Origin of the sequence: Streptomyces sp. NBC_01622 (genome assembly GCF_045209635.1) — a bacterium.
Taxonomy (GTDB): Bacteria; Actinomycetota; Actinomycetes; order Streptomycetales; family Streptomycetaceae; genus Streptomyces.
The window spans coordinates 4,498,881-4,525,327 of the sequence record NZ_CP109293.1 but is presented as its reverse complement, the minus strand read 5'-3'; the positions used below and the strand labels follow the sequence as shown (position 1 = coordinate 4,525,327).

Sequence of the window (26,447 nt, the reverse complement as noted above, 5' to 3'; positions counted from 1 at the left end):
ATGCGAGTTCGTTCGGTTCATTCGGTGGCCGCGGTGATGTCCCTCGCCCTGCTTTCGGGCTGCGGCGCCGCCGACATGACCAAGCAGGCCTCGCCCTTCGCCAACGCGCAGGGCGCCAAGACCGTGACCCTCTCCGTCCAGTCCTGGGTGGGCGCGCAGGCCAACGTGGCCGTCGCGCAGTACCTGTTGGAGCACAAGCTCGGCTACCGCGTCGACACCGTCCAGGTCGACGAGGTCCCCGCGTGGGACGCGCTCAGCCAGGGCCGGGTCGACGCGATCCTGGAGGACTGGGGCCACCCCGACCAGGAGAAGCGCTACGTCGACGACAAGAAGACGATCACGCGCGCGGGCGGTCTCGGGGTGACCGGGCACATCGGCTGGTACGTCCCGACGTATCTCGTCAAGCAGCACCCGGACATCACCGACTGGAAGAACCTCGACAAGTACTCCTCGCTGTTCCGCACCGCCGAGAGCGGCAACAAGGGCCAGCTGATGGACGGTTCGCCCTCATACGTCACCAACGACAAGGCGCTGGTGGCCAACCTGAAGCTCAACTACCAGGTGGTGTTCGCCGGTTCGGAGGCCGCGCAGATCACCCAGATGAAGCAGTTCGCCAAGGAGAAGAAGCCCTTCCTCACCTACTGGTACGCACCCCAGTGGCTGTTCAAGAAGGTCCCCATGACAGAGGTCGAACTCCCCGCCTACAAGGAGGGCTGCGACGCCGACGCGGCCAAGGTCGCCTGCGCCTACCCGCACACCCCGCTCCAGAAGTACCTCAACACGGACTTCGCGAAGAAGGGCGGCAAGGCGGCGGCCTTCCTGAAGAGGTTCAAGTGGACGACCGAGGACCAGAACGAGGTCTCCCTGATGATCGCCGACCAGAAGCTGTCCCCGGCGGACGCGGCGAAGAAGTGGGTGGACAGCCACCCCGCCACCTGGAAGGCATGGCTGTCCTGACCCCGCTCACGGCCTCAGCCGGCCCGCCGCCCCCGCAGCTCACCACGCTTCAGCTCGGCGGCCATTCCCTGCAGCGCGCGTGCCGCCCGGCGCTGCAGCCCCGGCCCGAACGTGACGCGAGTGGCCCCGAGTTCACCGAGTTCGGCGGGCGAGGGGCCCTCGCCGTCCGCCCGCGCGAACACGTTGACCGGCCCCTGGACGCCGGAGCGCAGCAGCGGCAGCACATCGGTGGGCGCGGCGATCGGATAGACGCAGTCCGCACCCGCCGCGACATACAACGCGGCCCGCTCGATGGCCCGTTCGGGATTGCCGTCGCCGTGCAGGAAGGTGTCGACGCGGGCGTTGACGAACAACTGGTCCGCCGCCACCGCCCGCACCTCGGCGAGCCATTCGGCGTGCTGCCGCGGGTCCTTGAGGACACCCCCGTTGGAGTCCTCAAGATTGCACCCCACGGCACCCGCCTCCAGCAGCCGCTCCACCAACTCCTTGGGCGCGAGCCCGTACCCGCCCTCGACATCGGCCGACACCGGCACGTCCACCGCCCGCACGATCCGCGCGACCGCCGCGAACATCTCGTCCACCGGAGTCGCCCCGTCCGCATACCCCAGCGAGGCGGCGACCCCGGCACTGGGCGTGGCGAGCGCCGGGAACCCGGCGTCGACGAACACCCGCGCACTCACGGCATCCCAGGGCCCGGGCAGCACGAGCGGATCACCGGGGAGCCGCCGCCGATGCAGACTCCGAAAGACCTCGACTCCACTCAAGACGGATAACCCCCGGGCTCGATACGACGGCTGACCATCACCCGGTTCCAGTTGTTGATGGCGGTGATCAGCCCGATGAGATGGGCGAGTTGGCCCTCGTCGAAATGCGCGGCGGCTCTCGCATACACCTGATCCGGCACAAATCCCTCCGTCAGCACGGTCACCGCCTCGGTCAGCGCGAGCGCGGCCCGCTCCCGCTCGTCGAAGACACCCTCGGCCTCCTCCCAGGCAGCCGCCATGTCCAACTGCCGCTCACTCACCCCGAGTTCACGGGCGGCGGCGAGATGCATGTCCAGGCAGAACGCGCAGTGGTTGAGCTGCGAAGCCCGGATCACGACGAGCTCGGCGAGGCCGGGATCGCCCAGCCCCTTCTTCGCCGCGGCGCTCACCGTGGCCAAGGCCCGCCCGACCTCCCGGTCCAACACCCGCGTCCGCAAGGTCACTTGTGCTGTCCCGCCTTGTAGTGCCCCGGCACCATCCGCGTGCTGACCCCCAACCGGTTCCAGGCGTTGATCACCGTGATTGCGGCGATCAGCTGCGCCAGCTCGGCCTCTTCGAACCGCTCGGCCGCCCGCTCGTACACCTCGTCCGGCACGAAGCCGTCCGTGATCACGGTGACCGCCTCGGTCAGTTCGATCGCCGCGAGCTCCTTCTCGGTGTAGAAGTGCCGCGACTCCTCCCACGCCCCCAGCTGGATGATCCGCTCCACGCTCTCGCCCGCCGCCAGCGCGTCCTTGGTGTGCATGTCGAGGCAGAACGCGCAGTGGTTGAGCTGCGAGGCACGGATCTTCACCAGCTCCAGCAGCTTCGGGTCGAGCCCCCGACGGGCCGCCGCGTCGAGGCGGACCATCGCCTTGTAGACCTCAGGGGCGTGCTCGGCCCAGTTGAGACGGGGGCTGTGTTCGGGGGCGTAAGGAGCTTCCTGTGCTGTGGTCATGTTTCGACCCTAGAAGCCAGGCAGCCCAGGAGTATGGTCCATTTCCATGGTGAAAACGTGGGCCACTTTGGGCGTAGACCTCCATCTCGAACCGACCGGCACCAGCACTGGTACCGGCACCGGCACCGGCGTCCGCCGGGGCCTGACGGACGCGCTGCGCGACGCCGTCCGCACCGGCCGCCTCGCCCCCGGCACCCGGCTCCCCTCCTCCCGCTCCCTCGCCGCCGACCTGGGCGTGGCGCGCAACACCGTCGCCGACGCCTACGCCGACCTGGTCGCCGAGGGCTGGCTCACCGCCCGCCAGGGCTCCGGCACCCGCGTCGCCGACCGCGCGGTCGTCCCGCCCGCCGACACGACCCCGCCCCGCCGCCTCCACACGCGCCCCGCCTACGATCTCGTCCCCGGTACCCCCGACCTCGCCTCCTTCCCCCGCGCCGAGTGGCTCAAGGCCGCCCGCCGCGCCTTCACCTCCGCCCCGTACCAGGCCCTCGGCTACGGCGACCCCCGCGGCCGTGCCGACCTGCGCACCGCCCTCGCCGCCTACCTCGCCCGAGCCCGCGGCGTCCGCGCAGACCCCGAGCACATCGTGATCAGCGCGGGCATCTCCAACGGCCTGCGGCTGATCGGCACCGCACTACGGGCCCGCGGCGCCCACACCATCGCGGTGGAGTCCTACGGCCTGCCCGCGCACTGGCAGATCCTCGACGGGGCCGGCCTGCGCACCCGCCCGCTCCCCTTCGACGAACTGGGCACGAACCCGGGGCAGTTGACGGACGAGCCGGCTGTCCTGCTCACCCCGGCCCACCAGTTCCCCATGGGCGTCCCGCTCCGTCACGACCGCCGCTCCGCCGTCGTCGACTGGGCCCGGCGCACCGGCGGCCTGGTCCTGGAGGACGACTACGACGGCGAGTTCCGCTACGACCGCCAGCCGATCGGCGCGCTCCAGGGCCTCGACCCCGACCACGTCGTCTACCTCGGCACCGCCAGCAAGTCCCTCGCCCCGGGCCTCCGCCTGGCCTGGCTGGTCCTGCCGCCGTCACTCGCCGACGAGGTCGTGAAGGCGAAGGGCGGCGTCGACACCTGCGGCGTCCTGGACCAACTGACCCTCGCCGAGTTCATCACCTCCGGCGCCCACGACCGCCACGTCCGCGCCGCCCGCCTGCGCTACCGCCGCCGCCGCGACAACCTCGTCGAGGCCCTGGCCCAGCACGCCCCCGACGTCCACGTCACCGGCATCGCCGCCGGCTTCCACGCCGTCCTCAGCCTCCCACCCAGCACCGAACAGTCCGTGGTCCAGGCCGCCGCCTGGCAGGGCCTGGCCCTGCACCCGCTCTCCTCCTACCGCCACGAACACGCCCAGGCCGACCCCCTGGACGCCCTGGTGGTGGGCTACGGCACACCCCCGGACCATGCGTGGGCGGGAGCGGTGGAGGCGCTGTGCAGGGTGCTGCCGTGATCTACACGGTCTCTACGGAGGCCTGGTCGGATGCTTCCTCCGGCGCCTCACCGAACCGTGCCAACGCCAACGCCCCCACCACCGCCACCGCAAACCCCAGCACCGCCAGCCACTCCAACCCCTCCCGCGTACGGTCCCCGAGCCACACCACCCCCACCGCCGCCGGCCCGATCGTCTCCCCGATCACCAGCCCCGCCGTGGCCGTCGTCACCGACCCCCGCTGCAGAGCCGTCGTCAGCAGCAGAAACCCGGCGCCCCCACCAACGAGCAGCGCGTACGTCGCCGGATTCGCCACCAGCGTCGAGGGCTCCAGAGAGTCGATCAACCGCACCGCCACCTCGACGACCCCGAACCCGAACCCGGCCCCCAGGCCGAGCGTCAACGCCCGCCCCCGCTCCGGCAGTCGCCCACCGACCAGCCCGAGCAGCAGCACCGCACCGGCCGTCCCCAGCATCGCCCACTTCAACGCCGTGGACCCGGCCCGGTCCCCCTCCGCCCCGGACGCCAGCCCCAGCATCGCGAGGCCCGCGCACACCACACCGACGGCCGCCCACTCCACCCCGCTGAGCCGCACCTTCAGCAGCCGCGCGGCCACCACCGCCGTCACCGCGAGGCTCGACGCCAGGGCCGCCCCGACCGCGTAGATGGGCAGCGACCGCAGCGCCGCGATCTGGAACACGAACCCGAGCCCGTCCAGCCCGAGCCCCGCCATGTACCGCCACTGGCGCAGCGCCCGCAGCAACAGCGCCGCGTCCCCGCCCCCACCCGTCGTCGCCGCCCGCGTGGCAACCGCCTGCAGGACCGTCGCCGTACCGAAGCAGATCGCCGCGCCGAGCGCGCACACCATTCCAAAGAGCACAGAGGGACTCTAGGGGAGGGGAGATCGCCACCGGCCTCCCGTGCCGGCCCTCTCACCCATCTCTAGACCCCCAACACCGCCCGCAGTCCGGCCAGTCCCCAGTCCAGGTCCTCCTCGCTGATCATCAGCGGTGGCGCGATCCGGATCGTCGACCCGTGGGTGTCCTTCACCAGGACGCCCCGCTCCATCAGCCGCTCCGAGACCTCCCGGCCCGTCCCGACCGCCGGAGAGATGTCGACCCCGGCCCACAGCCCCCGCCCCCGCACCGCCGTCACCCGCCCGGTGTCCTTCAACTGCTGCAGCTCTCCGTGCAGATGCTCCCCGAGCTGCGCCGCCCGCGCCTGGTACTCGCCCGTCCGCAGCATCGCGATCACCTCCAGCGCCACCGCGCACGCCAGCGGATTCCCGCCGAACGTCGACCCGTGCTCCCCGGGCCGGAACACCCCCAGCACCTCCGCGCTCGACACCACCGCCGACACCGGCACCACCCCGCCGCCCAGCGCCTTGCCCAGCACATACACGTCGGGCACCACGCCCTCGTGCTCGCACGCGAACGTCCGCCCCGTCCGCCCGAGCCCCGACTGGATCTCGTCGGCGATGAAGAGCACGTTCCGTTCCCGCGTCAACTCCCGCACCCCCGGCAGATATCCGGCCGGCGGCACCAGCACCCCCGCCTCGCCCTGGATCGGCTCCAACAGCACGGCCACCGTGTTCTCGCTGACGGCGGCCCGCATCGCGGTGAGGTCCCCGTACGGCACGATCTCGAAGCCCGGCGTGTAAGGCCCGAAGTCCGCCCGCGCCTCCGGGTCGGTCGAGAAGCCGACGATCGTCGTCGTACGGCCGTGGAAGTTGTTGCCCGCCACCACGATCTTCGCTCGCCCGTCGGGCACTCCCTTGACCCGGTACCCCCACTTCCGGGCCGTCTTCAGCGCGGTCTCCACCGCCTCCGTGCCCGTGTTCATCGGCAGCACCAGCTCCATGCCGCACAGCTCGGCCAACTGCTCGCAGAACGCGCCGAACCGGTCGTGGTGGAACGCTCGCGATGTCAGCGTCACCCGCTCCAACTGGGCCTTCGCCGCCGCGATCAGCCGCGGGTTGCCGTGTCCGAAGTTCAGCGCCGAGTACCCGGCGAGCAGGTCCAGACAGCGCCGCCCCGCCACGTCCGTCATCCACGCGCCCTCGGCGGTGGCGATCACCACCGGCAGCGGGTGATAGGTGTGCGGGGTGTGCGCCTCGGCGGCGGCGATGAGGGCTTCCGTACTGGTCACGGCGTCTCCCGGGGGTGAGGGTGCCCCTTTCCTACCCTCGCCCGCATGGTGGACGCGGGAGCCGCACCGTCGGGCCCGCCCGGTAGGCTGACCGGCGGGCCGTGACTGGCGCGCTGGGATGGGACCGACCATCGGGGAGCGGCCCGAGCTGCAATGTGTGCCGTGCGCCTGGGCCGTACCGAGAACGCCGAACGCCACGTCCGGAGGTCCCCATGCCCGACAATTCCGCGCCCCTCTCCAACGAGTCCACCGCCTTCCGCGCCGCCCTCGATGTGATCCGTGCCGTCGAGCCGCGCGTCGCCGACGCCATCGGCCAGGAAGTCGCCGACCAGCGCGAGATGCTCAAGCTGATCGCCTCCGAGAACTACGCCTCCCCGGCCACCCTGCTGGCCATGGGCAACTGGTTCAGCGACAAGTACGCCGAGGGCACCATCGGCCGCCGCTTCTACGCCGGCTGCCGCAACGTCGACACCGTGGAGTCCCTCGCCGCCGAGCACGCGCGCGAACTCTTCGGCGCCCGCCACGCCTACGTCCAGCCGCACTCCGGCATCGACGCCAACCTCGTCGCCTTCTGGTCGGTCCTCGCCGACCGCGTCGAGGTCCCCGCCCTCGCGAAGGCGGGCGTCCGCCAGGTCAACGACCTCTCCGACGCCGACTGGGCCGAACTCCGCCACGCCTTCGGCAACCAGCGCATGCTCGGCATGTCCCTGGACGCCGGCGGCCACCTCACCCACGGCTTCCGCCCGAACATCTCCGGCAAGATGTTCGACCAGCGCTCCTACGGCACCGACCCGGCGACCGGCCTCATCGACTACGACGCCCTGCGCGCGTCGGCCCGCGACTTCAAGCCGCTGATCATCGTCGCCGGCTACTCCGCCTACCCCCGCCTGGTGAACTTCCGCATCATGCGCGAGATCGCCGACGAGGTCGGCGCGACCCTCATGGTCGACATGGCGCACTTCGCGGGCCTGGTCGCGGGCAAGGTCCTGACCGGCGACTTCGACCCGGTCCCGCACGCCCAGATCGTCACCACCACCACCCACAAGTCGCTGCGCGGCCCGCGCGGCGGCATGGTCCTGTGCGACGACTCCCTCAAGGACCAGGTCGACCGCGGCTGCCCGATGGTCCTCGGCGGCCCGCTCCCGCATGTCATGGCCGCCAAGGCCGTCGCCCTCGCCGAGGCCCGGCAGCCCTCCTTCCAGGACTACGCCCAGCGCATCGTCGACAACTCCCGCGCGCTGGCGGACGGCCTGATGCGCCGGGGCGCCACCCTCGTCACCGGCGGCACCGACAACCACCTCAACCTGATCGACGTCGCCTCCGCCTACGGCCTCACCGGCCGCCAGGCCGAGGCCGCCCTCCTCGACTCCGGCATCGTCACCAACCGCAACGCGATCCCCGCCGACCCGAACGGCGCCTGGTACACCTCCGGCATCCGCATCGGCACCCCCGCGCTGACCACCCGCGGCCTGGGCACCGCCGAGATGGACGAGGTCGCGTCCCTGATCGACCGAGTCCTCACCAGCACCGAACCGGGCACGACGAAGTCGGGCACCCCGAGCAAGGCCTCCCATGTCCTGGACGAGAAGGTGTCGGAGGAGATCGCCCAGCGGGCAGCGGACCTGGTAGCGGGATTCCCCTTGTACCCGGAAATCGACCTGGGCTGAGCCGACCTGCTTTCACGGGCGCGCGGCGGTGTCAATACGCGACTCCGCCGCGTGGGCGCGACCAGCCCCCACCGGCCGTCGGTTCCCCACGCTCCGAAACCACCCCCACACCTCTGAGACAATAAGAGGCATGGCCTCAGACCGACCCCGCGTGCTCTCCGGAATCCAGCCCACCGCAGGCTCGTTCCACCTCGGCAACTACCTCGGCGCCGTCCGCCAGTGGGTGGCCCTCCAGGAGTCCCACGACGCGTTCTACATGGTCGTGGACCTGCACGCGATCACGGTCCCGCAGGACCCGGCGGACCTGCGCGCCAACACCCGGCTGGCCGTCGCGCAGCTGTTGGCCGCCGGACTCGAACCGGAGCGCTGCACGCTCTTCGTCCAGAGCCATGTCCCCGAGCACGCCCAGCTCGCCTGGGTCATGAACTGCCTGACCGGCTTCGGCGAGGCCGCCCGCATGACGCAGTTCAAGGACAAGTCCGCCAAGCAGGGCTCGGACCGCGCGTCCGTCGGCCTGTTCACGTACCCGATCCTCCAGGTCGCCGACATCCTGCTCTACCAGGCGAACGAGGTCCCGGTCGGCGAGGACCAGCGCCAGCACGTGGAGCTCACCCGCGACCTCGCCGAGCGCTTCAACGGCCGCTTCGGCGAGACCTTCACGATCCCGAAGCCGTACATCCTCAAGGAGACGGCGAAGATCTACGACCTTCAGGACCCGTCGATCAAGATGAGCAAGTCGGCGTCCACCCCGAAGGGCCTGATCAACCTCCTCGACGACCCGAAGGCGACCGCGAAGAAGGTCAAGAGCGCGGTCACCGACACGGAGACCGTGATCCGCTACGACGCCGAGAACAAGCCGGGCGTCAGCAACCTCCTCACCATCCAGTCGACCCTCACCGGCAGGTCGATCGCCGATCTGGAGCGCGAGTACGAGGGCAAGATGTACGGCGCGCTCAAGACGGACCTCGCCGAGGCCATGGTCGAGTTCGTGACGCCGTTCCGGGAGCGCACCCACCAGTATCTGGACGACCCGGAGACGCTCGACGCGATCCTGGCCAAGGGCGCGGAGAAGGCGCGGGCCGTCGCGGCCGAGACCCTCGCCCAGGCGTACGACCGGGTCGGCTTCCTGCCCGCCAAGCACTGAGGCGCACGACCGCACCCGGTACCGACCGCGTACCACTGGACAGAGCGCTGCACATCACTACGGTTGCGCCTGCCCACAACTCAGGTGTGGCCGTACAGTCGATAGCCGGGTGGCCGCGCGCGTGGCCGCCCCCCTCGGCATCAGGACCACCGGACAGCACCATCACGACCACCGACAGGACGACAGGAGACGACGTGGGGACCGTAACGATCGGCGTGTCGATCGCGGTCCCGGAGCCTCACGGCAGCCTGCTCCAGGAGCGGCGCGCGGGCTTCGGTGACGCCGCTGCGCACGGCATCCCCACGCACGTCACGCTGTTGCCGCCCACCGAGGTGGACGCCGCGCAGCTGTCCGAGGTCGAGGACCATCTCGTCTCGGTCGCCGCCGCCGGCCGCCCCTTCCCGATGCGGCTCTCCGGCACCGGCACGTTCCGGCCGCTGTCCCCGGTCGTCTACGTCCAGGTGGCCGAGGGCGCCGCCGCCTGCACCTGGCTGCAGAAGCAGATCCGCGCCGCCTCCGGCCCGGTGGCGCGCGAGCTGCACTTCCCGTACCACCCGCACGTCACCGTGGCCCACGGCATCGACGACGAGTCGATGGACCGCGCCTTCGAGGCGCTCGCCGACTACTGCGCCGAGTGGCCCTGCACCGGTTTCGCGCTCTACGAACAGGGCGCCGACGACGTCTGGCGCAAACTCCGCGAGTTCACCTTCGGCGGCGCCGTCGTACCACCCCAGGCGGCCCGCACCGACCGCGGCACGATCCCCAGCCATTGAGCGCGATCAGACCGCCAGTCGTCTGAACAGCCCCCGCGGGAGGTGCCGTAGCACCGACGTCACCACGCGCAGCGTTCCCGGCACCCACACCGTCTCCGAGCCGCGGCGCAGGCCGAGTTCGATGGCTGTGGCGACCGCTTCGGGGGTGGTCGTGAGCGAGGCAGCCCTCGGGTCGGCCATGGTCCGTGACCGTACGAGCCCCGGTCGTACGACCATGACGTGCACGCCCGTGCCGTGCAGCGCGTCGCCCAGGCCCTGCGCGAAGGTGTCGAGGCCGGCCTTGCTGGAGCCGTAGATGAAGTTCGAGCGGCGGGCCCGTTCGCCGGCCACCGAGGAGAGCACCACCAGGGAGCCGTGGCCCTGGGCCTGCAGGGCCCGGGCGCTGATCAGGCCGGACGAGACGGCGCCGGTGTAGTTGGTGTGCGCGACCCGCACCGCGGCGGCCGGATCGCGCTCGTCGCGGGCCTGGTCGCCGAGGGTGCCGAAGGCGAGCAGTACCAGGTCGACGGCGCCCTCCGCGAAGACCTTGCCGAGCACGGTCTCGTGGGAGTCGGGGTCGAGCGCGTCGAAGGCGACGGTGCGGACCTCGGCCCCCAGGGAGCGCAGTTGTGAAGCGGCACTCTCCAGGGCGGGCGAGGGGCGGCCCGCGAGCCACACCCTGCGGGTGCGGCGGGCGACGAGTCTGCGGGCGGTGGCCAGTGCGATCCGGGACGTACCGCCGAGAACGAGGAGGGACTGTGGAGGACGCATGCCCGTGACCGTATCGCCCACTTATGGGAGGTTGGTCGTATGGCATCGGCGGCCTCCCTGAAATGGGCGATTAATCGGATGCCGTTCAATAGGGCGCCACGCACCCGTGTTTGTGGGGTACTCGCACATCGGTGTCGGTGGACGGGGGCAGAATCGGATCATGGACTGGCTGAAGAAGCTCCCCCTCGTCGGGCCGCTGGTGGCGCGCCTGACGGCCACGCACGCGTGGCGGTCGTACGAGCGCCTCGACCGGGTGAAGTGGTCGCAGCTCGCCGCCGCCATGACCTTCATCAGCTTCATCGCGCTGTTCCCGCTGCTGACCGTGGCCGCCGCGATCGCCGCCGCCACCCTCAGCACCGACCAGCAGCACGAACTCCAGGACAAGATCGCCGAGCAGGTCCCCGGCATCTCCGACCAGCTCAACATCGGTTCCCTGGTGGACAACGCGGGCACCATCGGCCTCATCGCCGGTGTCGTTCTGCTGATCACCGGTATCGGCTGGGTCGGCTCGATGCGGGAGTGCCTGCGCGCGGTGTGGGAGCTGCCCGACCGCGACGAGAACCCGCTGCTGCGCAAGCTCATCGACGCCGGGGTGCTGGTCGGCCTGGGCGGCGCCGTTCTCGCGACGATCGCCGTCTCCACCGTCGCCTCCGCACTGGTCGACTGGATCAACGGCCAACTGGGCATCGCCCAGGGCGGCTGGGGCGGCATCCTGCTGCGGATCGCCGCGTTCGCCGTCGCCGTACTCGCCGACTTCCTGCTCCTGCTGTACGTCCTGACCCTGCTGCCCGGTGTCGAGCCCCCGCGCCGCCGGCTCCTCGTGGCCGCGCTGATCGGCGCGGTCGGCTTCGAACTGCTGAAGCTGCTGCTCAGCGGCTACATCCAGGGCGTGGCCGCGAAGAGCATGTACGGCGCGTTCGGCGTCCCCGTAGCGCTGTTGCTGTGGATGAACTTCACCTCGAAACTCGTCCTGTTCTGCGCCGCCTGGACGGCGACCCCGAGCAGCCCGGACGAGGACGACGACTACGTCCCGGCCGACGACGCCGGGGACCCCAAGGTCAGGGACGCGGGCGACGACGGACCAGATCCGGCAGCGGCCAGCGCCGGTTGACCAGGAAGACACCGCCGGCCAGCAGCACCAGCAGCCCGCCGACGATCGCGAGCGCGATCCCGACCCCGCTCGAACCGTCCTCCTCGGCGGCCACAGGGGTGGCGGACGCGGACGGCTTCGTGCCCGCCGTGTCGCCGCCCGCCTCCCCGCTGGCCGTCGCACCCGGCTGGGCGCTCGCCTGCGCCGCGTTCTTCGGCGCGACCAGCTCACCCACCGGCTGCACCTTGCCGTCCGCCTGGAAGCCCCAGTCGAGGATCTTCGCGGCCTCCTTGTAGACCTCGTTGTGCTCGTCCTTCTCCGGGTTCATGACCGTCACCAGCAGCACCTTGCCGCCGCGTTCGGCGACCCCGGTGAAGGTGGCGCCCGCGTTGGTGGTGTTGCCGTTCTTGACCCCGGCGATGCCCGGATACACCGACACGTCCGAGTCGCCGCTCAGCAGCCGGTTGGTGTTGCGGATCTCGAAGGTCCCGCGGACCGACTTGCCCTTCACCTTCGTGGTCTCGCCAGGGAACTTCACGCTCACCGTCGAGCAGTACTCGCGGAAGTCCTTCTTCTGCAGCCCGGAACGCGCGAACAGCGTCAGGTCGTACGCCGACGAGACCTGCCCCGGCTCGTCGAAGCCGTCCGGCGTCACCACGTGCGTGTCCAGCGCCTGGAGGTCCTGGGCGTGCGCGTTCATGTCGGCGACGGTCTGGTCGACGCCGCCGTTCATGTGGGACAGGACGTGCACGGCGTCGTTGCCGGAGCGCAGGAAGACCCCGAGCCACAGGTCGCGGACCGTGTAGCTCTCGCCCTCCTTTATCGGGACCACGCTGGAGCCGGCGCCCATGCCGGCCAGGTCGGACGCGATCACCTTGTGCTCGGTCGTCCTCGGGAACTTCGGCAGCACGGTGTCCGCGAACAGCATCTTCAGGGTGCTCGCCGGAGGCAGCCGCCAGTGCGCGTTGTGCGCGGCCAGCACATCACCGGACTCGGCGTCCGTCACGATCCACGACCGCGCGGTCAGGTCCTTCGGCAGCACGGGGACACCGGCCGCCTGATTGACCTGCGTCCCCGCCTGCGCGAGCCTGGTGCCGCCCACCGACGACATGGTCGCCGGGGGAGTGGCCGTAGGACTCGCCGATGCACTTGTGGCGGCGCTCGGAGTGGGAGTCGCACTCGGAGCCGCGAGGGCGAGCGGCGCGGTGAGCGCGAGGGACGACAGGGCGGCGGAAAGGACCAGCAGGGATCGCCTGACGGTCTTCAGTGGAGCGGGCACGCACGTGAACGTACATGCCCGGGGACCCGAAGTCCCGTCACCGGCCCCACCCCGGCCACCGGCCCCGGAGGACGACGGCGATACTGGACTCATGAAGCTCAGCCGCCCCGTCTCCTGGTTCCTGCTCGCCTTCGGGGTGTGGAGCTGGATCATCTGGATCACTTTCGTCAAGAATCTCGTCGCGGACGGCAGCGGACTGGCCTTCGACGACGGCCGGCCGACGGCCTACTTCTGGGTGCATCTGACCCTGGCCGTCGTGTCCTTCGTATTGGGGACGGTCATCGGGGGCCTCGGGTTGCGTGGACTGCGCGCACTGCGCGAGACGTCATAAAGAAGTGGCCATCGGCGTCATCGTTCTCGTCGTCCTGGTCGCGGCAGCCGTCCTGGGCGGGGCGCACTGGTACGCCTGGCGCCGCCTGGTCCGCGACACCACGCGCGCGTGGGGACCGGCCCGAATCACCGGCACGGCCGTGTTCGTGGCCGGCCCGGTACTGATGATCGCGGCCCTGGCCGCCGAGCGCGGCGGCGCCCCCCTCTGGCTCCAGCGCGTCCTGGGCTGGCCCGGCTTCCTGTGGATGGCCCTGGCGATCTACCTGCTGCTGGCCGTCCTCGCGGGAGAGGTCCTACGGCCGCTGCTGCGCCGGTTCGTCGGACGGCGCGGGCGGGCCGGGGCGGTCGTAGAGGAGACCGAATCCGCAGCCCCCGAAGCGGCCCCCTCCCGTCGGCTCTTCGTCTCCCGGGTCGTCGGGGGTGCGGCTGCCGCTGCCGCCGTGGGGACCGTCGGATACGGCACCTACGGGGTTCTGCGCGGGCCGGGCGTCAAGCGGGTCACCGTGCCGCTGGCCAAACTGCCGCGGTCCGCGCACGGGTTCAGGATCGCGGTCGTCAGCGACATCCATCTGGGGCCGGTCCTGGGGCGGGGTTTCGCGCAGAAGGTCGTCGACACGATCAACTCGACGCAGCCCGATCTGATCGCGGTCGTGGGCGACCTGGTGGACGGCAGCGTCAAGAACCTGGGGCCGGCGGCGGCACCGCTGGCCGGGCTGCGGGCGCGGCACGGGTCGTTCTTCGTCACGGGCAACCACGAGTACTTCTCCGGTGCCGAACAGTGGCTGGAAGAGGTCCGCAGGCTCGGTATCCACACCCTGGAGAACGCCCGCACCGAACTCCCCGGTTTCGACCTCGCCGGGGTCAACGACCTCCAGGGCGAGAGCGAGGGACAGGGGCCCGACTTCGGGAAGGCGCTCGGGGATCGTGACGTCACGCGCGCGTGCGTGCTGCTCGCGCACCAGCCCGTGCAGATCCACGAGGCCGTGAAGCACGGCGTCGACCTCCAGCTCTCCGGGCACACGCACGGCGGCCAGTTGTGGCCCGGCAATTTCATCGCGGCGGCGGCCAATCCGACGGTCGCGGGCCTGGAGCGTTACGGGGACACCGAGTTGTACGTCAGCAGGGGCGCGGGTGCCTGGGGACCGCCGACCCGCGTGGGGGCGCCGTCGGACATCACGATCGTCGAACTGGCGTCGAAACAGGCCTAGTTGTCGTGTTGGGGTGGCTCGGGCGGTGGTCCGGGTCACCGCCTCGTCTCGTACCTGGTAAGGATCACGCCGCCGGCAAGCGTCCGCGTCTCCACCAGGTTCAGGTTCACCCAGTTGTCCAGCGCGGTGAAGAACGGCGTGCCGCCGCCCACCAGGACCGGCGCGGTGGCCAGCACGTACTCGTCGACCAGCCCGGCCCGCATGGCCGCCCCGGCGAGCGTCGCGCCGCCGATGTCCATCGGGCCGCCGTCCCCGGCCTTGAGCCGGGTGATCTCGGCGACCGCGTCGCCGGTGACCAGGCGGGTGTTCCAGTCGACCTTGTCGATCGTCGAGGAGAACACCACCTTCGACATGTCCCGCCAGTTCCGCGCGAACTCGATCTCCGCCGGGGTGGCATTGGGCTGCTGGTCGCCGGTCGGCCAGTAGGAGCTCATCGTCTGCCACAGCTTGCGCCCGTACAGCGACAGGTCGGTCGCCCGCAACTGGTCGGACCAGAACTGGAACAGCTCGTCGCTCGGCGGTCCGCTCCAGCCGATGTCGTCGCCGGGCGCGGCGATGTAGCCGTCCAGGGAAAGGTTCATGCCGTAGATCAGTTTCCGCATGGTGTGCCGGCCTTCCGTGAGTCGGTCTCACTCGTACAGACCCGCACGGCGCGGGAAACTCATCGGTGCGCGATCCGAGCCTTGACGGGTGCGGCCGGCCTGGCGGCCTGCTCGATCTTCGCGCGGTAGGCCGTACGGGCTTCCTCGTCGATCGGCTGCTCGTGTTCGGGGCGCATCCCGGTCCGGCCGTCGAGGCCCTCGCGCAGGATGTCGGCGTGCCCGGTGTGCCGGTTGGTCTCGCCGAGGACATGGACCAGGATGGCGAACAGGTTCGTGTTCGAATACGGTTCCGGCCACCACGGCACGTGGCCGGGGGCGTCGAGGGGAAGCTCGTTGACCGTCGCGTCCGAGTGTTCCCACGTGCGCCGGTAGAACCCGGTGATCTGATCGCGGGTCTCGTCCTCGGTCGCCCACAGATCGCTGCCGTCGGAGTCCTGCCACCGGGGCAGCGGTTCCGGGGAAGGGCGGTCGAAGACTTCGCCGAAGTACCTGGCCTCGACGGTGGCCACGTGTTTGACGAGGCCGAGGAGATTGGTCCCGGTCGCCGTCAAAGGCCGGCGGGCGTCGTATTCGGACAAGCCGTCGAGTTTCCAGAGCAGCGCCTCGCGGTCCCGCCGCAGTCTGCCGTGCAGGCTTTCCTTCGCGAATTCATCGATCATGCGGCATGAGCCTGCCATGGGCTGTTCGTGGTCTCAAGATCCCGTACTTGGTCCGCGACGACGGTCGTCGAACTGGCTTCGAAACAGGCCCAGTTGCCGGCTAGGGGTGCCCCCGTCACATGGCTATGAGGCGCCTGTGAAACGGGCGATTAACACTCGTCGGTAAGTTCTTTCTCATCTCGGCAGAACCCTCTTCCCCCGGACGAAACTCCTGTGGTTAGGTGATCCGCGCCACTAGGGGAGTGGCATATGCGCAGGAACCCGGGAGGGTTCTGGGGAGGGCACACCGATGCGGTCGGTTCGCATACGGATTCTCGCGACGCTGCTGGTTCTGGCGGCCGTGGGAGTGGGCGGCTGGCAGTTGCTGCCGTCGGACGGGAACAAGGACAAGACGATCACGGTGGGGACGACGGACGCCGTCACGTCGCTCGACCCGGCCGCCGCGTACGACGTGGGTTCCTGGGCGTTGTACAGCAATGTCTTCCAGTCGCTGATGACGTTCGACTCGGGCGGTACGGCGCCCGTCCCGGACGCGGCCAAGAGCTGCGGCTTCGTGGGCAGCGGGCTGACGACGTACCGCTGTGTGGTGCGCGACGGGCTCACCTTCCCGAGCGGGCGCAAGATGACCGCCCAGGACGTGAAGTACTCCTTCGACCGGGTCAAGAAGATCAACTCGGATGTCGGCCCGTCGTCCCTGCTCTCCACGCTCGGCTCGGTCACCGCCTCCGGGATGACCGTCACCTTCCATCTGTCGTCGCCGGACGCCACGTTCCCGTTCAAGGTGGCCACCGGCGCCGGTGCGATCGTCGACAGCAGCAAGTACCCGAAGGACGCCCCGCGCAACGGATTCCAGGTCGACGGCACCGGGCCGTACACCCTGTCGACGTATACGAAGGACAAGAAGGCCGTCCTCAAGCCCAACAGCCACTACAAGGGCGCGGTCAAGAGCACCGGGAGCCCGATCGAGCTGCGGTACTACGCCGACTCGGACGCGCTGCAGAAGGCGTACAAGGCGAAGCAGGTCCAGGTCGCCACCCGGCAGCTGCCGCCGAAGATGCTCTCCGGGCTCTCCGCCAGCGACCCGAACCAGCGGGTGTCGGAGGCCGACAGCTCCGACACCCGCAACCTGTACCTCAACACCCGTAAGGGCACGCCCCTGCACGACGTCCTCGTCCGGCGGGCCATGGCCTGGCTGATCAACCGCGACGAGCTGGCCGCCACGGTGTACGACGGCACGGTCGACCCGCTGTACTCGCTGATCCCGGCCGGCATCGTCGGCCACACGACGTCCTTCTTCGACGCGTACCCCGCCGAGAGCGTCAGCAAGGCGAAGGCACTCCTCGAAGAGGCCGGTGTCTCCGTCCCGGTGCGCTTCACCTACGGCTACGGCATCGGGCACGGTTCCGGCGCCGAGGAGGCCGCCGAGCTGAAGAAGCAGCTGGAGGCGGGCGGCCTGTTCAAGGTGGACGTCAAGGGCTACGAGTGGACCGACTTCCAGAAGCGCTGGGCCACCGGCAAGCTGGACGCGTACGCGGTCGGCTGGGTCGCGGACTACCCCGATCCGGACACCTTCGGCTCCCCGCTCGTCGGCACCGGCTCCACCATGAACACCGGCTACAGCAACAAGCTCGTCGACCAGCTCATCCTCAACAGCCAGAAGTTCGCCGACCGCAGCCGCGTCGCGGACGACTTCCGCGACCTCCAGACGGATGTGGCCCAGGACGTGCCGCTGATCCCGCTGTGGCAGCGCAAGGAGTACGTCGTGAGCAGCGAGGACATCGGCGGCATCTCCTACCTCACGGACGGCACCGGCGTGTTCCGGCTGTGGGCGCTGGACTGGATCTGACCCCCGCCCGCAGGGCCGGCTTCGGCCGAGTGACGCCGGACGGCCCGCGCACGCAGCACCATGTGACGGAGGTGTGCGCGGGGTGAGGAGCCGACGTGGTCAGACGCAACTCCTTCCGGCTGCCCCGACACCCTGCCTCGGTGGGGCTCGCCCGGCGCCGGGTCCGGGACCATCTGGCCGACTGGGGGCACGCGAGCGACGATCCGGCGCTCCAGGACGCGGTGCTCCTGGTGTCCGAGCCGGCCACCAACGTGGTACGCCACGGGCCGCTCCTTGAGCGGGAGTTCGAGGTCGCGGTGACGGCCCTCGCGGACGGCTCCTGCCTCATCGAGGTGTCGGACGAGGGCCGGGTCGAACCCCGGCTGCGGGTCGTGACGGACGTCGAGGAGGCCGGCCGCGGTCTGCATCTCGTGGAGGGCGTCGCGGCGGCCTGGGGCGTCTGGAACCGCGGCGCGCACGGCAAGACGGTGTGGGCCCTCGTCCAGACCGACACCCCCTGAACTGCCCGGTGTTCTACGACGCCACGGGCGCCCGCGTCGGCAGTGTCACCGTCACCGCGAGCCCCTCGCCCGGTGCCGTCCGTACCGCCACGTCCCCGCCGTGCGCCTGGACGACGCCCTGCACGATCGCCAGCCCCAGTCCGCTGCCCGCACCGCCGCCCGCCCGGAAGAAGCGGTCGAACATACGGGCCGCGTCGTCCTGTTCCAGTCCCGGGCCCTCGTCCGCGACACACAGACGTACGACCCCGTCCTCGCGCTCCAGACCGAGCCGCACGGGCACGTCGGCGGGCGTGTGGGTGCGGACGTTGGTCACCAGGTTGCCGAGTATCTGGCGCAGGCCCGACTCGTCGGCGCGCACCAGCAGGGAGCCGTCGGCGCCGACCGTGACCGGCCGCTCCGGCTGCTGCACCCGCAGGTCCTCGGCGGCGTCGCGCACCAGGCGGCTCAGGTCGACGTTCTTGAAGCGCAGTTCGGGCCGCTGGTCCAGGCGGGCCAGGGTGAGGAGTTCGTCGACGAGGCGGCCCATGCGGTCGGCCTCCGCGTTCATCCGGTCCCAGGCGCGTCTGCGCTCGTCGGGCTCGGTCAGCATGCCCTTGTCGTAGAGCTGGAGGTAGCCGCGTATCGCCGACAGCGGGGTGCGCAGTTCGTGCGAGGCGTCGGCGACGAAGCGGCGGAGCTGGGCCGCCGTGCGCTCGCGTGTGCGGTACGCCGACTCCACCTGGTGGAGCATGGAGTTGAGGGCGAGCCGCAGCTGCTCGACCTCCTGGGTCGGATGGTGGCTGGAGGGCACGCGCCGGGTCAGGTCGCCCTCGGCGATCGCCGTCGAGGTCTCCACCATGGCCTCCAGGGGCCGCAGCCGCCGCCGCACGCTGACCATGGTGAGCGTGGCGAGCAGCACCAGCAGCAGGCTGCCGAAGGTGAGGTCCAGCTTGAGGGCCTTGGCCATGCCGTGGTGGAGGCCGCCGGTGGAGGCGGCGATCAGGATGTACGTGCCGTCGGTGAGCCGGGTCCCGGTCGCCCGGTAGGAGTCGCCGCGCAGTGAGATGTCGCGCGGTGTGCGGTCCTTGGTGAGCCTGGCCGGGTCGTGGAAGGCGTCGGCGAGGGCCCGCTGTGCGGCGGTCGGGGCGTACCCGGCGATGGTGAGCACCTTGCCCTGGCGGTCGACCGCCGCGAACACGGTGTCCGGTTTCGGGGAGCCGGGCTGCTGCTGGGGCACCAGCCGGTCGCCGATGCCGGCCAGTGAGCTCAGGACGTTGATCTGCCGCATGGTGAGCTGCGAACTGCTCAGCGAGTCACGGGACTTGGTGAGCTCCGCGTCGACCTGGGCGAGCAGGTAGTGCCGCATGCCCATCAGGCTGACGGCGGTGGCCATGACGATGCCGAGGGAGAGCAGCGCGAGGTTGGCCAGGGTCAGCTTGGCGCGCAGCGAGTGGGCGCCGCGCTCGCAGTTCGGCAGGCGGAATTTCATGCGAGCCCGTATCCGACGCCCCGCCGCGTGGTGATCACGGGCGGTCCGAGAGTCTCCAGCTTGCGCCGCAGATAGCTGATGTAGGTCTCGACGACGGTCGACTCCGGCGGGGTGTGCTCGTACTGCCAGACATGGCGCAGCAGTTGCTCCTTGGGCACGATCCGGCCGCCGTTGCGCACCAGGAAGCGCAGCAGGGCGTACTCGGTGGGGGTCAGCTCGACCGAGCGGCCCTCGCGGTGCACCGAGTACGTCGTCTCGTCCAGCTCCAGGTCGCCGTAGCGCAGCGGCGGGCGCTGGGGGAGGACGTCGGCGGGGCGGGTGCGGCGCAGGACGGCGGTGATGCGGGCGACGACCACGTCGATGTCGAAGGGCTTGGTGATGTAGTCGTCGCCGAAGCCGAGGGCGCCGACGATCTCGGCCGGCGCGTCCCGCGCGGTGAGGAAGACGAGCGCCAGGTCGGGCCTGCGGGCGCGCAGTTCCCGCCCGAGCGCGCGGCCGTCGCCGTCCGGGAGCATCACGTCCAGCAGCGCGCAGTCCGGGCGGGTGCGCTCGGCCAGCGCGAGCGCCTCGCGGACGGTGCCCGCGGTCATGACCTCGAAGCGGTGGTAGCGCAGCGCGATGGCGAGGACGTCGGCGATGCTCGGTTCGTCCTCCACCACCAGCACGGTTCCTGGAGCCGTCATGCCCCCAGTATCGGCCGCACCACTGACATCGGGGCCGTCCGGTCTTTGGAGTTCCTTGAGAGTCATGGCCAGGACGTGTCCACGCGCGCGTGCAACCGCCAATTCTGTTGCCCAGGACCTGGGGGACCAACCGACCGATCGACCGAGGCAACTCGGTTTCGAATAAGGAGCGTTGAGCGTGGCGGCATTGGCACGGTGGTGCTATCGGCACCGGCTGGTGGTCCTGTTGCTGTGGGTGGGGGCACTGTTCGGCCTGGGCTTCTCGGCGACGACGGCGGGGACGGACTACGCGAACGTCTTCTCCCTCCCGGACACGGACTCCAAGAGCGCGTACGACCTGATGCAGAAGGCGTTCCCGAACAGTTCGGGCGACACCGACACGGTGGTCTGGAAGGTCGACTCGGGCTCGGTCAAGGACCAGTCCGTACAGACCCGCATTCAGCCCGCCCTCGACAAGATCGCGGGCATGAAGGGCGTCGGCGAGGTCACCGGCCCCTACTCCGGCGCCCGGGGCGCGGCCCAGATCAGCTCCGACGGGACGATCGCCTACGCGCAGATCACCTTCGCCGAGCAGGCGAACGCCGTCCCCAAGGAGCTCGTCCAGAAGGTCGTCGACACCGCGCAGGGCGCCAGGCGCGACGGCCTCCACGTCGAGCTGGGCGGCCAGGCCGTCCAGCGCGTGGAGGAACCGCCGGGCGGCATAGCCGAGGGCGTCGGCATCCTCGCGGCGGCGATCGTGCTGTTCCTGGCCTTCGGCTCGTTCTACGCCGCTCTGCTCCCGATCGGCATCGCGATCTTCGGCGTCGGCACGGGCCTGTTCTCGACCCAGCTCCTGAGCCACGCCACCGCCATCCCCGACCTGGCGCCCCTCCTGGCCACCCTGATCGGCCTCGGTGTGGGCATCGACTACGCCCTGTTCATCGTCACCCGGCATCGGCGCGGCCTCCAACGCGGCCTGGATCCCGAGGAGTCGGCGGTCGTCGCCCTCAACACCTCGGGCCGCGCGGTGCTGTTCGCGGGCGGCACGGTGTGCATCGCGCTCGCCGGCATGCTGGTGACGAACCTGCGCTTCCTGGACGGCGTGGTCATCGGCACCTCGCTCACGGTCGTCCTGAGCGTCCTCGCGGCCACGACCCTGCTGCCCGCGCTGCTCGGCTTCCTGGGCCCGCGCGTGCTCAGCCGCAAGCAGCGCCGCAAGCTGGCCGCGACCGGACCCGAGCCGGAGCGCACCGACAACCTGGCGGTCCGCTGGTCGGCCGCCGTGCAGAAGCGTCCGCGCCGGATCGCCGTCTTCGCCCTCGTCGTCATGGCCGTACTCGCCTTCCCCGTACTGTCGTTGCGCCTCGGCGCCACCGACCAGGGCAACGACAACGCCTCGACGACCACCAGGAAGGCGTACGACCTCCTGGCCGACGGTTTCGGGCCCGGCTTCAACGGCCCGCTCCAGGTGGTCACTTCGGGCGGTGACACGGCCACCCTGGTCAAGGACATCGAGGCCACGAAGGACGTGGCCCGGGTCGCCGCGCTGCCGCCCACGGGCGGGGTGACGGTGATCCAGGTCGTCCCGAAGACCTCACCGCAGTCGGTGGAGACCGACGACCTGATCGACACCCTGCGCGACAAGGTCATCCCCGAAGCCGGCGCGACCGGTCACGTCGGCGGGGTGACCGCGATCTCCAAGGACTTCGCGTCCGTCACCGGCGACCGTCTCCCGCTCTTCGTCGCGACGATCATCGGCCTGAGCTTCCTGCTGCTCCTGCTCGCGTTCCGCTCGCTCGTGGTCCCGCTGACGGCCGCCCTGATGAACCTCATCGCGGCGGCGGCCTCCTTCGGTGTCCTGGTGGCGATCTTCCAGTGGGGCTGGGGCCTGAGCCTGCTGGGCCTCGGCAAGGAGGGCCCGATCAACGCCTTCCTGCCGGTCATCATGCTGTCCCTGCTCTTCGGCCTCTCCATGGACTACCAGGTGTTCCTGGTGAGCCGTATGCACGAGGAGTGGGTCCACACCAAGGACAACGCCCGCGCGGTCCGCGTCGGCCTCGCGGAGACCAGCCGCGTCATCAACTCCGCCGCCCTGATCATGGTCTGCGTCTTCCTGGCCTTCGTCCTGAGCGGCAACACGGGCGCGGCGACGGCAGGCGTCGGCCTGGCCGCCGCGGTCGCCCTCGACGCCTTCATCCTGCGTACGGCCCTGGTGCCGGCCGCGATGCACCTCCTGGGCAACTCCAACTGGTGGCTCCCGGCCTGGCTCGACAAGAGCCTGCCGCACCTCGCGGTGGAACCCGCGGAGGAGCCCGCGCCCGCCGTCCCCGACGGCCCGTCCTCGGCCGTCCACGGCTTCGTCCGTACGACCGACGGGGAGGCCGTGGAGGGCGCCGCCGTCACGCTGCTGTCGGCGGGCGGACGCCAGCTGGACCGCGTCGAGTCCCTGGCCGACGGCTCGTACATCGTGTCGGTGCCCGGCCCGGGGACCTACCTCCTGGCGACGACGGCACCGTCGTACGGCTCGATCGCCCGGCACGTGGCGGTCACGGACGATCCGCTGGTCTACGACGTCGAGCTGGCCGAGGGCGAGGTCGACGCCGTCAACTGACCTGAGCGCTCAGGGGCGCCCGTCGTCGTCAGGCACGTCGGCGGGCGCCCCGCGCTTCTTCTTCGCCGGGTCGGGCAGCGCGTGCGTCATGCCCGGCAGGAAGTCCGTGAACAGCTCGTGCACCTCCAGAACGAGGGGCCGCAGCACCCGGAAGCGGGCGAGGGAGACACCGCGCGCGGTGAGCCGGGCGCCGCGCTCGGCGAGCCGGTAGCTCCGCTCGCGCCCCTCGGTCCGGTCGAACACCCAGTACAGCACCAGGCCCATCTGGGAGAGCCACATCAACTCCGGGAGCACGTCCCGCAGTTCCGGCGCCACCTTGGTCTTCGCGCCGAACAGCACCTCCTTGTGGACGTCGATGGCCTGCACGCGCGCGTGCTCGCTCTCCGGGGAGAACGGGCTGAGCGGACTGTCCGGGTCGGCGGCGTTCTTGAAGAACTGCACCGCGAACTCGTGGTAGGGCGTCGCGATATCGAGCCACACCCGGAGCACGCCCGCGAGCCGCGCCTCCAGATCGGTCTCCCGGTCCAGCACCTCGCGGACCGCGAGCCGGTGCTCCTCGGCGATCCGGTCGTAGAAGCCCTGGATCAGGTGCTCCTTGCCGGCGAAGTAGTAGTAGGCGTTGCCGACCGAGACGCCCGCCTCCTTGGCGATCGCCCGCATCGTCGTCCTGTCGTAGCCGTGCTCCTGGAACAGCCGCATGGCCGTCTCCAGGATGAGCGCGCGGGTCTGCTCGGACTTCGCGGACCTGGCGGGCGTACCGCCGTCCACTTCGGGGCTGTCGTTCTTCGCGGGCACGGAAAGAGAGCCTATCCAGTGGGGCAGGAACCGCCGACGCAGCCCGGCCCGGTGTACGACCACCCGCGGCTCGGGTCGTACGTCCAGCCGTCGCTCTGCCGGTACACACCGCCGCCCCGCCGCCCGGGCCCCCACTGCGCCCCGAGCCACTTCGCGGCGGCGAGCACGGCGCCCTTGGCGAGCCGGGCGCCGGCCGGGGTGCTCAACCGGTGGGCCAGCGGCCGCTGTTCGCGCAGCGCCCACAGGGTGACGATCCAGGCGGCGGCGCCCCGGTAGACCTGCCCGGAGTCGCCGACGACGGTGATCTCGTCGAGGGTGGCCCGATGGTCGAGCCCGGGAAAGCGCCGCCGGGCCTCTTCGGAGGACGCCGGTACCAGCTCCAGGGGCACCAGCTGCGACTGCCGTACGAGCCAGTCGCGCAGGAAGGTACACAGGGAGCAGTCGGCGTCGTACAGGACGGTGAGCCGGCGGACCGGGGTCGCCCGGTCCGCCGGGGCGGCTGGCACCGCGCTCACGCCCCGACCCAGTCCTGCGGCGCGACGGGCGGCACCTGCTCCCGCTCCATGACCCCGCGCCGCCGGATCTTGTTGAGCACGTACACGTTGCCCAGGTGCATCACCCCGAGCACCAGCAGCACCACACCCACCTTGGTCGACAGGGCCTCGAAGATGCCCCGGGTGTCCTCGATGGTGCCGTCCCCGCTGAGGTACAGGGCGACGAACCCGAGGTTCACGAGGTAGAAGCCCACTACGAGGAGGTGGTTGACGGCCTCCGCGAGTTTTTCGTTCCCCCGTAGGACGTCGGCGAGGAAGATCCGCCCGTTGCGGCTGAGCGTGCGGGCCACCCAGACGGTGAGTCCGATGCTGACGATCAGATAGATGACGTAGGCGACGACCGTGCGGTCCATGCGCCTCCCCCTTCTTGAACGCGTTCAAAAACGCTGACAAGGAGAATGTAGACGCACTTTTGAACACGTTCAACTTGCTCGGACTGGGACCTGTGTCACACCCGCCGCGCCAGCTCCGGCCGCTTCGTGTAGTCCGTGAACCCGATGACGTTGCCCCAGGGGTCGGCGATCTCGACGGTCCACCCGGTGGCCACGGAGAAGGGTGCGCCGAGCAGCGCGACACCGGCGCCGGTGAGGCGCTGCGCGGCCTTCCGCGCGTCCGGGACCTCCAGCCACACGCGGGGCGCGGGCCAGGGGGGTGGTCTGTGTCCCAGCCCGTCCTCCAGTCGCAGGAGCACCCCCGGCGTCTCGCCGCCGACCTTCAGGATCGCGATACCGGCCTCGTCCAGCCGGAACCCCACGGTGAATCCGGCACGTTCGTAGAAGGGGACGGCCTCGGCGAGGTCCCCCACGGGGAGGAGGAGGTTGTCGAAGCCGAGCAGTTCGTACGACTCTTCATCTGACATCCCGTCAGATTAGGTGGATGGAGGCGGGTGCCGTCGGGAGGCGACCGCAGGCTGACCATGTGATCACTCGTTGAGGTGAAGCAGTCCTGATCCCGCCTGGGTAGGCTGAATGGACAGGCGAGACTCCGTCCTATGGGAGCACTGATGAGCGCCGCATCTGAGAACGGACTGGACGACGAGCCGGCGTACCGCTGGCCGATCCCGCCCGCCGAGGGCTGGACCGCGGACGACCTCGACCGGATTCCGGGCCTCCCGCCGCACACGGAGTTGATCGACGGGAGCCTTGTCTTCATGAGCCCGCAGACCGCTTTTCACGGACGCTGCATGCGTCTGCTGGAGAACAGCCTCCTGGAGCAGGCACCGGACCACATCGACGTCATGCGAGAAATGACGATCAAGCTGGACAACAGGAATCGGCCCGAGCCCGATGTCCTGGTGTTCCCGGTGGAGGCGAACACAGGACCGGGGCAGACCTGGTACAAGCCAGAGGACATCCTGCTGGCTGTTGAAGTGGTCTCCGTCGACTCTCTCGAACGTGACCGGGAGACCAAGCCCCGCAAGTACGCGGCGGCAGGCGTACGCCACTACTGGCGGGTCGAGCAGGACGAGAACAAGGGCCTCCCCGTCGTCTACGTCTACGAACTCGACCCCGCCACCAGGTCCTACGGTCTCGCCGGTATCTTCCACGACCGGCTCAAGCTCTCCGTGCCCTTCGACATCGAGATCGACCTGACGGCGATCAACCGACGGCGCCCCTGACCGGCGCGGCCTCACCGGCCGAGGCGGCGCCGAGCTCGGCCTCGGCCCGGTGGCACCGTGAAGGACGAGTCCCAGCCGGCCGGGAGCGGGGCGATCGTGCTGAAGTCGTAGCGGGCGGCCTCGATCAGGCCGTCGAGACTGTCGACCCGGCTGCGCAGGGTGAACAAGTGGTCGGCCACGACGGATCCGCTCGGCAGCATGCCGGAGGCTCCGTACTCGTCCAGGATCTGGTCGACCCGCAGAATCTGGCCGAGCACTCCCTCGTACGCCGCCTGCACATGCTCGAACACCGAGGGCAGCGACCGCATCCTCTCGCCGTACATGCCCTCCAGCCGCGAGGACAGGGCCACCCGCAGCGGAGGCAGCGCCTGCCCGGAGCGGGCCACGTCGACGTAGTACTCCAGCGTGCGCAGTTCCTGCACGATGAACGTCCTGAGCGAGATCGTGGTGTCGGTGGCTGCGCGCAACTCCCGCAGGTTCGCCTGGCGTTGGTCGTGATCCCGGCCGTCGCGCGCGGTACTGCGCGTCTGCGCGTAGGCCACGGCACCCACGAACGTGGCGGCGACGGCGCCGACATAGGCGGCAACAACCTCCGGTGACACGAGAGTTGCCACCAGAGCCCCCTCCACGTCCGCCGCCTCCGACGTTGA

28 protein-coding genes and 1 riboswitch are annotated in these 26,447 nt (G+C 70.4%); of the genes, 12 read left to right on the top strand and 16 right to left on the bottom strand.

The features are described 5' to 3' along the window. The gene (locus tag OH768_RS20320) at positions 1-957 is read left to right on the top strand and encodes an ABC transporter substrate-binding protein (RefSeq protein ID WP_406455572.1); all 957 of its coding nucleotides are present in this window, start codon (positions 1-3) and stop codon (positions 955-957) included. A 14-nt stretch (positions 958-971) separates the two neighbouring features. Here OH768_RS20320 and OH768_RS20315 read toward each other — a convergent pair whose 3' ends face one another. From OH768_RS20315 to OH768_RS20305, 3 genes are read right to left on the bottom strand one after another with little or no spacing between them, the layout of a single operon-like run. Next, positions 972-1,721, bottom strand: a complete 750-nt coding sequence (locus OH768_RS20315) for an isocitrate lyase/phosphoenolpyruvate mutase family protein (RefSeq protein WP_406455570.1) — start codon at positions 1,719-1,721, stop codon at positions 972-974. After that, positions 1,718-2,164, bottom strand: coding sequence for a carboxymuconolactone decarboxylase family protein (locus tag OH768_RS20310; RefSeq protein ID WP_406455568.1), 447 nt, complete (start codon positions 2,162-2,164; stop codon positions 1,718-1,720). The genes OH768_RS20315 and OH768_RS20310 overlap by 4 nt, the downstream gene beginning before the upstream one ends. Beyond that, positions 2,161-2,658 (bottom strand): carboxymuconolactone decarboxylase family protein, encoded by a 498-nt coding sequence (locus tag OH768_RS20305; RefSeq protein WP_406455566.1) that lies wholly within the window; start codon positions 2,656-2,658, stop codon positions 2,161-2,163. Before OH768_RS20305 ends, OH768_RS20310 begins: the two co-directional genes overlap by 4 nt. A 46-nt stretch (positions 2,659-2,704) precedes the next feature. On the opposite strand from OH768_RS20305, the gene OH768_RS20300 reads away from it, so the two are divergent. Further along, positions 2,705-4,114: a PLP-dependent aminotransferase family protein gene (locus tag OH768_RS20300; RefSeq protein ID WP_406455564.1), complete on the top strand. Its 1,410-nt coding sequence runs from the start codon at positions 2,705-2,707 to the stop codon at positions 4,112-4,114. A 1-nt stretch (position 4,115) separates the two neighbouring features. Here the strand turns inward: OH768_RS20300 and OH768_RS20295 are convergent, their stop codons facing one another. Together OH768_RS20295 and rocD are read right to left on the bottom strand one after the other, a co-directional pair. After that, the gene (locus tag OH768_RS20295) at positions 4,116-4,961 is read right to left on the bottom strand and encodes a hypothetical protein (RefSeq protein ID WP_406465362.1); all 846 of its coding nucleotides are present in this window, start codon (positions 4,959-4,961) and stop codon (positions 4,116-4,118) included. 74 nt (positions 4,962-5,035) lie between these two features. Continuing rightward, complete coding sequence (gene rocD / locus OH768_RS20290; RefSeq protein WP_406455562.1) at positions 5,036-6,241, bottom strand: ornithine--oxo-acid transaminase; 1,206 nt, start codon at positions 6,239-6,241, stop codon at positions 5,036-5,038. Between the two features lie 91 nt (positions 6,242-6,332). Next, a riboswitch (ZMP/ZTP riboswitch) is annotated at positions 6,333-6,422 on the top strand. Between the two features lie 31 nt (positions 6,423-6,453). Between rocD and OH768_RS20285 the strand changes: the two genes are divergently transcribed. From OH768_RS20285 to OH768_RS20275, 3 genes are all read left to right on the top strand, one after another. Further along, the gene (locus OH768_RS20285; protein ID WP_406455560.1) at positions 6,454-7,908 is read left to right on the top strand and encodes a glycine hydroxymethyltransferase; all 1,455 of its coding nucleotides are present in this window, start codon (positions 6,454-6,456) and stop codon (positions 7,906-7,908) included. Between the two features lie 130 nt (positions 7,909-8,038). After that, positions 8,039-9,052 (top strand): tryptophan--tRNA ligase, encoded by a 1,014-nt coding sequence (gene trpS / locus OH768_RS20280; RefSeq protein ID WP_406455558.1) that lies wholly within the window; start codon positions 8,039-8,041, stop codon positions 9,050-9,052. Between the two features lie 194 nt (positions 9,053-9,246). Further along, the gene (locus OH768_RS20275; RefSeq protein ID WP_406455556.1) at positions 9,247-9,825 is read left to right on the top strand and encodes a 2'-5' RNA ligase family protein; all 579 of its coding nucleotides are present in this window, start codon (positions 9,247-9,249) and stop codon (positions 9,823-9,825) included. Between the two features lie 6 nt (positions 9,826-9,831). On the opposite strand, the gene OH768_RS20270 is transcribed toward OH768_RS20275, so the two are convergent. Further along, entirely contained in the window at positions 9,832-10,575 is a 744-nt protein-coding gene (locus OH768_RS20270; protein ID WP_406455554.1) for a decaprenylphospho-beta-D-erythro-pentofuranosid-2-ulose 2-reductase, read from the bottom strand. A gap of 160 nt (positions 10,576-10,735) precedes the next feature. Here OH768_RS20270 and OH768_RS20265 point away from each other — a divergent pair, with 160 nt between their 5' ends. Continuing rightward, entirely contained in the window at positions 10,736-11,686 is a 951-nt protein-coding gene (locus OH768_RS20265) for a YihY/virulence factor BrkB family protein (protein ID WP_406455552.1), read from the top strand. Here OH768_RS20265 and OH768_RS20260 read toward each other — a convergent pair. After that, complete coding sequence (locus tag OH768_RS20260; protein ID WP_406455550.1) at positions 11,634-12,944, bottom strand: D-alanyl-D-alanine carboxypeptidase family protein; 1,311 nt, start codon at positions 12,942-12,944, stop codon at positions 11,634-11,636. The two genes, OH768_RS20265 and OH768_RS20260, sit on opposite strands and share 53 nt — an antisense overlap. A 91-nt stretch (positions 12,945-13,035) precedes the next feature. Here OH768_RS20260 and OH768_RS20255 point away from each other — a divergent pair, with 91 nt between their 5' ends. Together OH768_RS20255 and OH768_RS20250 are read left to right on the top strand one after the other, a co-directional pair. Then, a complete protein-coding gene (locus OH768_RS20255) occupies positions 13,036-13,275 on the top strand; it encodes an SCO4848 family membrane protein (RefSeq protein ID WP_262056102.1) in 240 nt (79 codons plus the stop codon). A 4-nt stretch (positions 13,276-13,279) separates the two neighbouring features. Continuing rightward, entirely contained in the window at positions 13,280-14,482 is a 1,203-nt protein-coding gene (locus OH768_RS20250; protein ID WP_406455547.1) for a metallophosphoesterase, read from the top strand. 35 nt (positions 14,483-14,517) lie between these two features. On the opposite strand, the gene OH768_RS20245 is transcribed toward OH768_RS20250, so the two are convergent. Beyond that, the gene (locus tag OH768_RS20245; RefSeq protein WP_406455545.1) at positions 14,518-15,084 is read right to left on the bottom strand and encodes a dihydrofolate reductase family protein; all 567 of its coding nucleotides are present in this window, start codon (positions 15,082-15,084) and stop codon (positions 14,518-14,520) included. A gap of 59 nt (positions 15,085-15,143) precedes the next feature. After that, positions 15,144-15,743: a DinB family protein gene (locus OH768_RS20240; RefSeq protein WP_406455543.1), complete on the bottom strand. Its 600-nt coding sequence runs from the start codon at positions 15,741-15,743 to the stop codon at positions 15,144-15,146. Between the two features lie 289 nt (positions 15,744-16,032). On the opposite strand from OH768_RS20240, the gene OH768_RS20235 reads away from it, so the two are divergent. Together OH768_RS20235 and OH768_RS20230 are read left to right on the top strand one after the other, a co-directional pair. After that, the gene (locus tag OH768_RS20235; protein ID WP_406455541.1) at positions 16,033-17,589 is read left to right on the top strand and encodes an ABC transporter substrate-binding protein; all 1,557 of its coding nucleotides are present in this window, start codon (positions 16,033-16,035) and stop codon (positions 17,587-17,589) included. Between the two features lie 95 nt (positions 17,590-17,684). After that, positions 17,685-18,089: an ATP-binding protein gene (locus tag OH768_RS20230; protein WP_406455539.1), complete on the top strand. Its 405-nt coding sequence runs from the start codon at positions 17,685-17,687 to the stop codon at positions 18,087-18,089. Between the two features lie 13 nt (positions 18,090-18,102). Here the strand turns inward: OH768_RS20230 and OH768_RS20225 are convergent, their stop codons facing one another. Together OH768_RS20225 and OH768_RS20220 are read right to left on the bottom strand one after the other, a co-directional pair. Beyond that, on the bottom strand, positions 18,103-19,557 hold the full coding sequence (locus OH768_RS20225; RefSeq protein WP_406455537.1) for a sensor histidine kinase: 1,455 nt from the start codon (positions 19,555-19,557) through the stop codon (positions 18,103-18,105). Then, positions 19,554-20,240 (bottom strand): response regulator transcription factor, encoded by a 687-nt coding sequence (locus OH768_RS20220; RefSeq protein WP_406455535.1) that lies wholly within the window; start codon positions 20,238-20,240, stop codon positions 19,554-19,556. The genes OH768_RS20225 and OH768_RS20220 overlap by 4 nt, the downstream gene beginning before the upstream one ends. 187 nt (positions 20,241-20,427) lie before the next feature. Between OH768_RS20220 and OH768_RS20215 the strand changes: the two genes are divergently transcribed. Then, a complete protein-coding gene (locus OH768_RS20215; RefSeq protein WP_406465361.1) occupies positions 20,428-22,830 on the top strand; it encodes an MMPL family transporter in 2,403 nt (800 codons plus the stop codon). 9 nt (positions 22,831-22,839) lie between these two features. Here OH768_RS20215 and OH768_RS20210 read toward each other — a convergent pair whose 3' ends face one another. The 4 genes from OH768_RS20210 to OH768_RS20195 form a co-directional block, all read right to left on the bottom strand. Further along, positions 22,840-23,625, bottom strand: a complete 786-nt coding sequence (locus OH768_RS20210) for a TetR family transcriptional regulator (protein ID WP_406455533.1) — start codon at positions 23,623-23,625, stop codon at positions 22,840-22,842. Positions 23,626-23,636: 11 nt separating this feature from the next. Further along, positions 23,637-24,140 (bottom strand): thiol-disulfide oxidoreductase DCC family protein, encoded by a 504-nt coding sequence (locus OH768_RS20205; RefSeq protein WP_406455531.1) that lies wholly within the window; start codon positions 24,138-24,140, stop codon positions 23,637-23,639. Then, on the bottom strand, positions 24,137-24,532 hold the full coding sequence (locus OH768_RS20200; RefSeq protein ID WP_019066862.1) for a hypothetical protein: 396 nt from the start codon (positions 24,530-24,532) through the stop codon (positions 24,137-24,139). The genes OH768_RS20205 and OH768_RS20200 overlap by 4 nt, the downstream gene beginning before the upstream one ends. Positions 24,533-24,627: 95 nt before the next feature. Next, positions 24,628-25,038, bottom strand: coding sequence for a VOC family protein (locus tag OH768_RS20195; RefSeq protein ID WP_406455529.1), 411 nt, complete (start codon positions 25,036-25,038; stop codon positions 24,628-24,630). 144 nt (positions 25,039-25,182) lie between these two features. Here OH768_RS20195 and OH768_RS20190 point away from each other — a divergent pair, with 144 nt between their 5' ends. Continuing rightward, on the top strand, positions 25,183-25,797 hold the full coding sequence (locus OH768_RS20190; RefSeq protein ID WP_406455527.1) for a Uma2 family endonuclease: 615 nt from the start codon (positions 25,183-25,185) through the stop codon (positions 25,795-25,797). Positions 25,798-25,808: 11 nt separating this feature from the next. On the opposite strand, the gene OH768_RS20185 is transcribed toward OH768_RS20190, so the two are convergent. Further along, positions 25,809-26,411 (bottom strand): hypothetical protein, encoded by a 603-nt coding sequence (locus OH768_RS20185; protein WP_406455525.1) that lies wholly within the window; start codon positions 26,409-26,411, stop codon positions 25,809-25,811. Between the last annotated feature and the right edge of the window lie 36 nt (positions 26,412-26,447).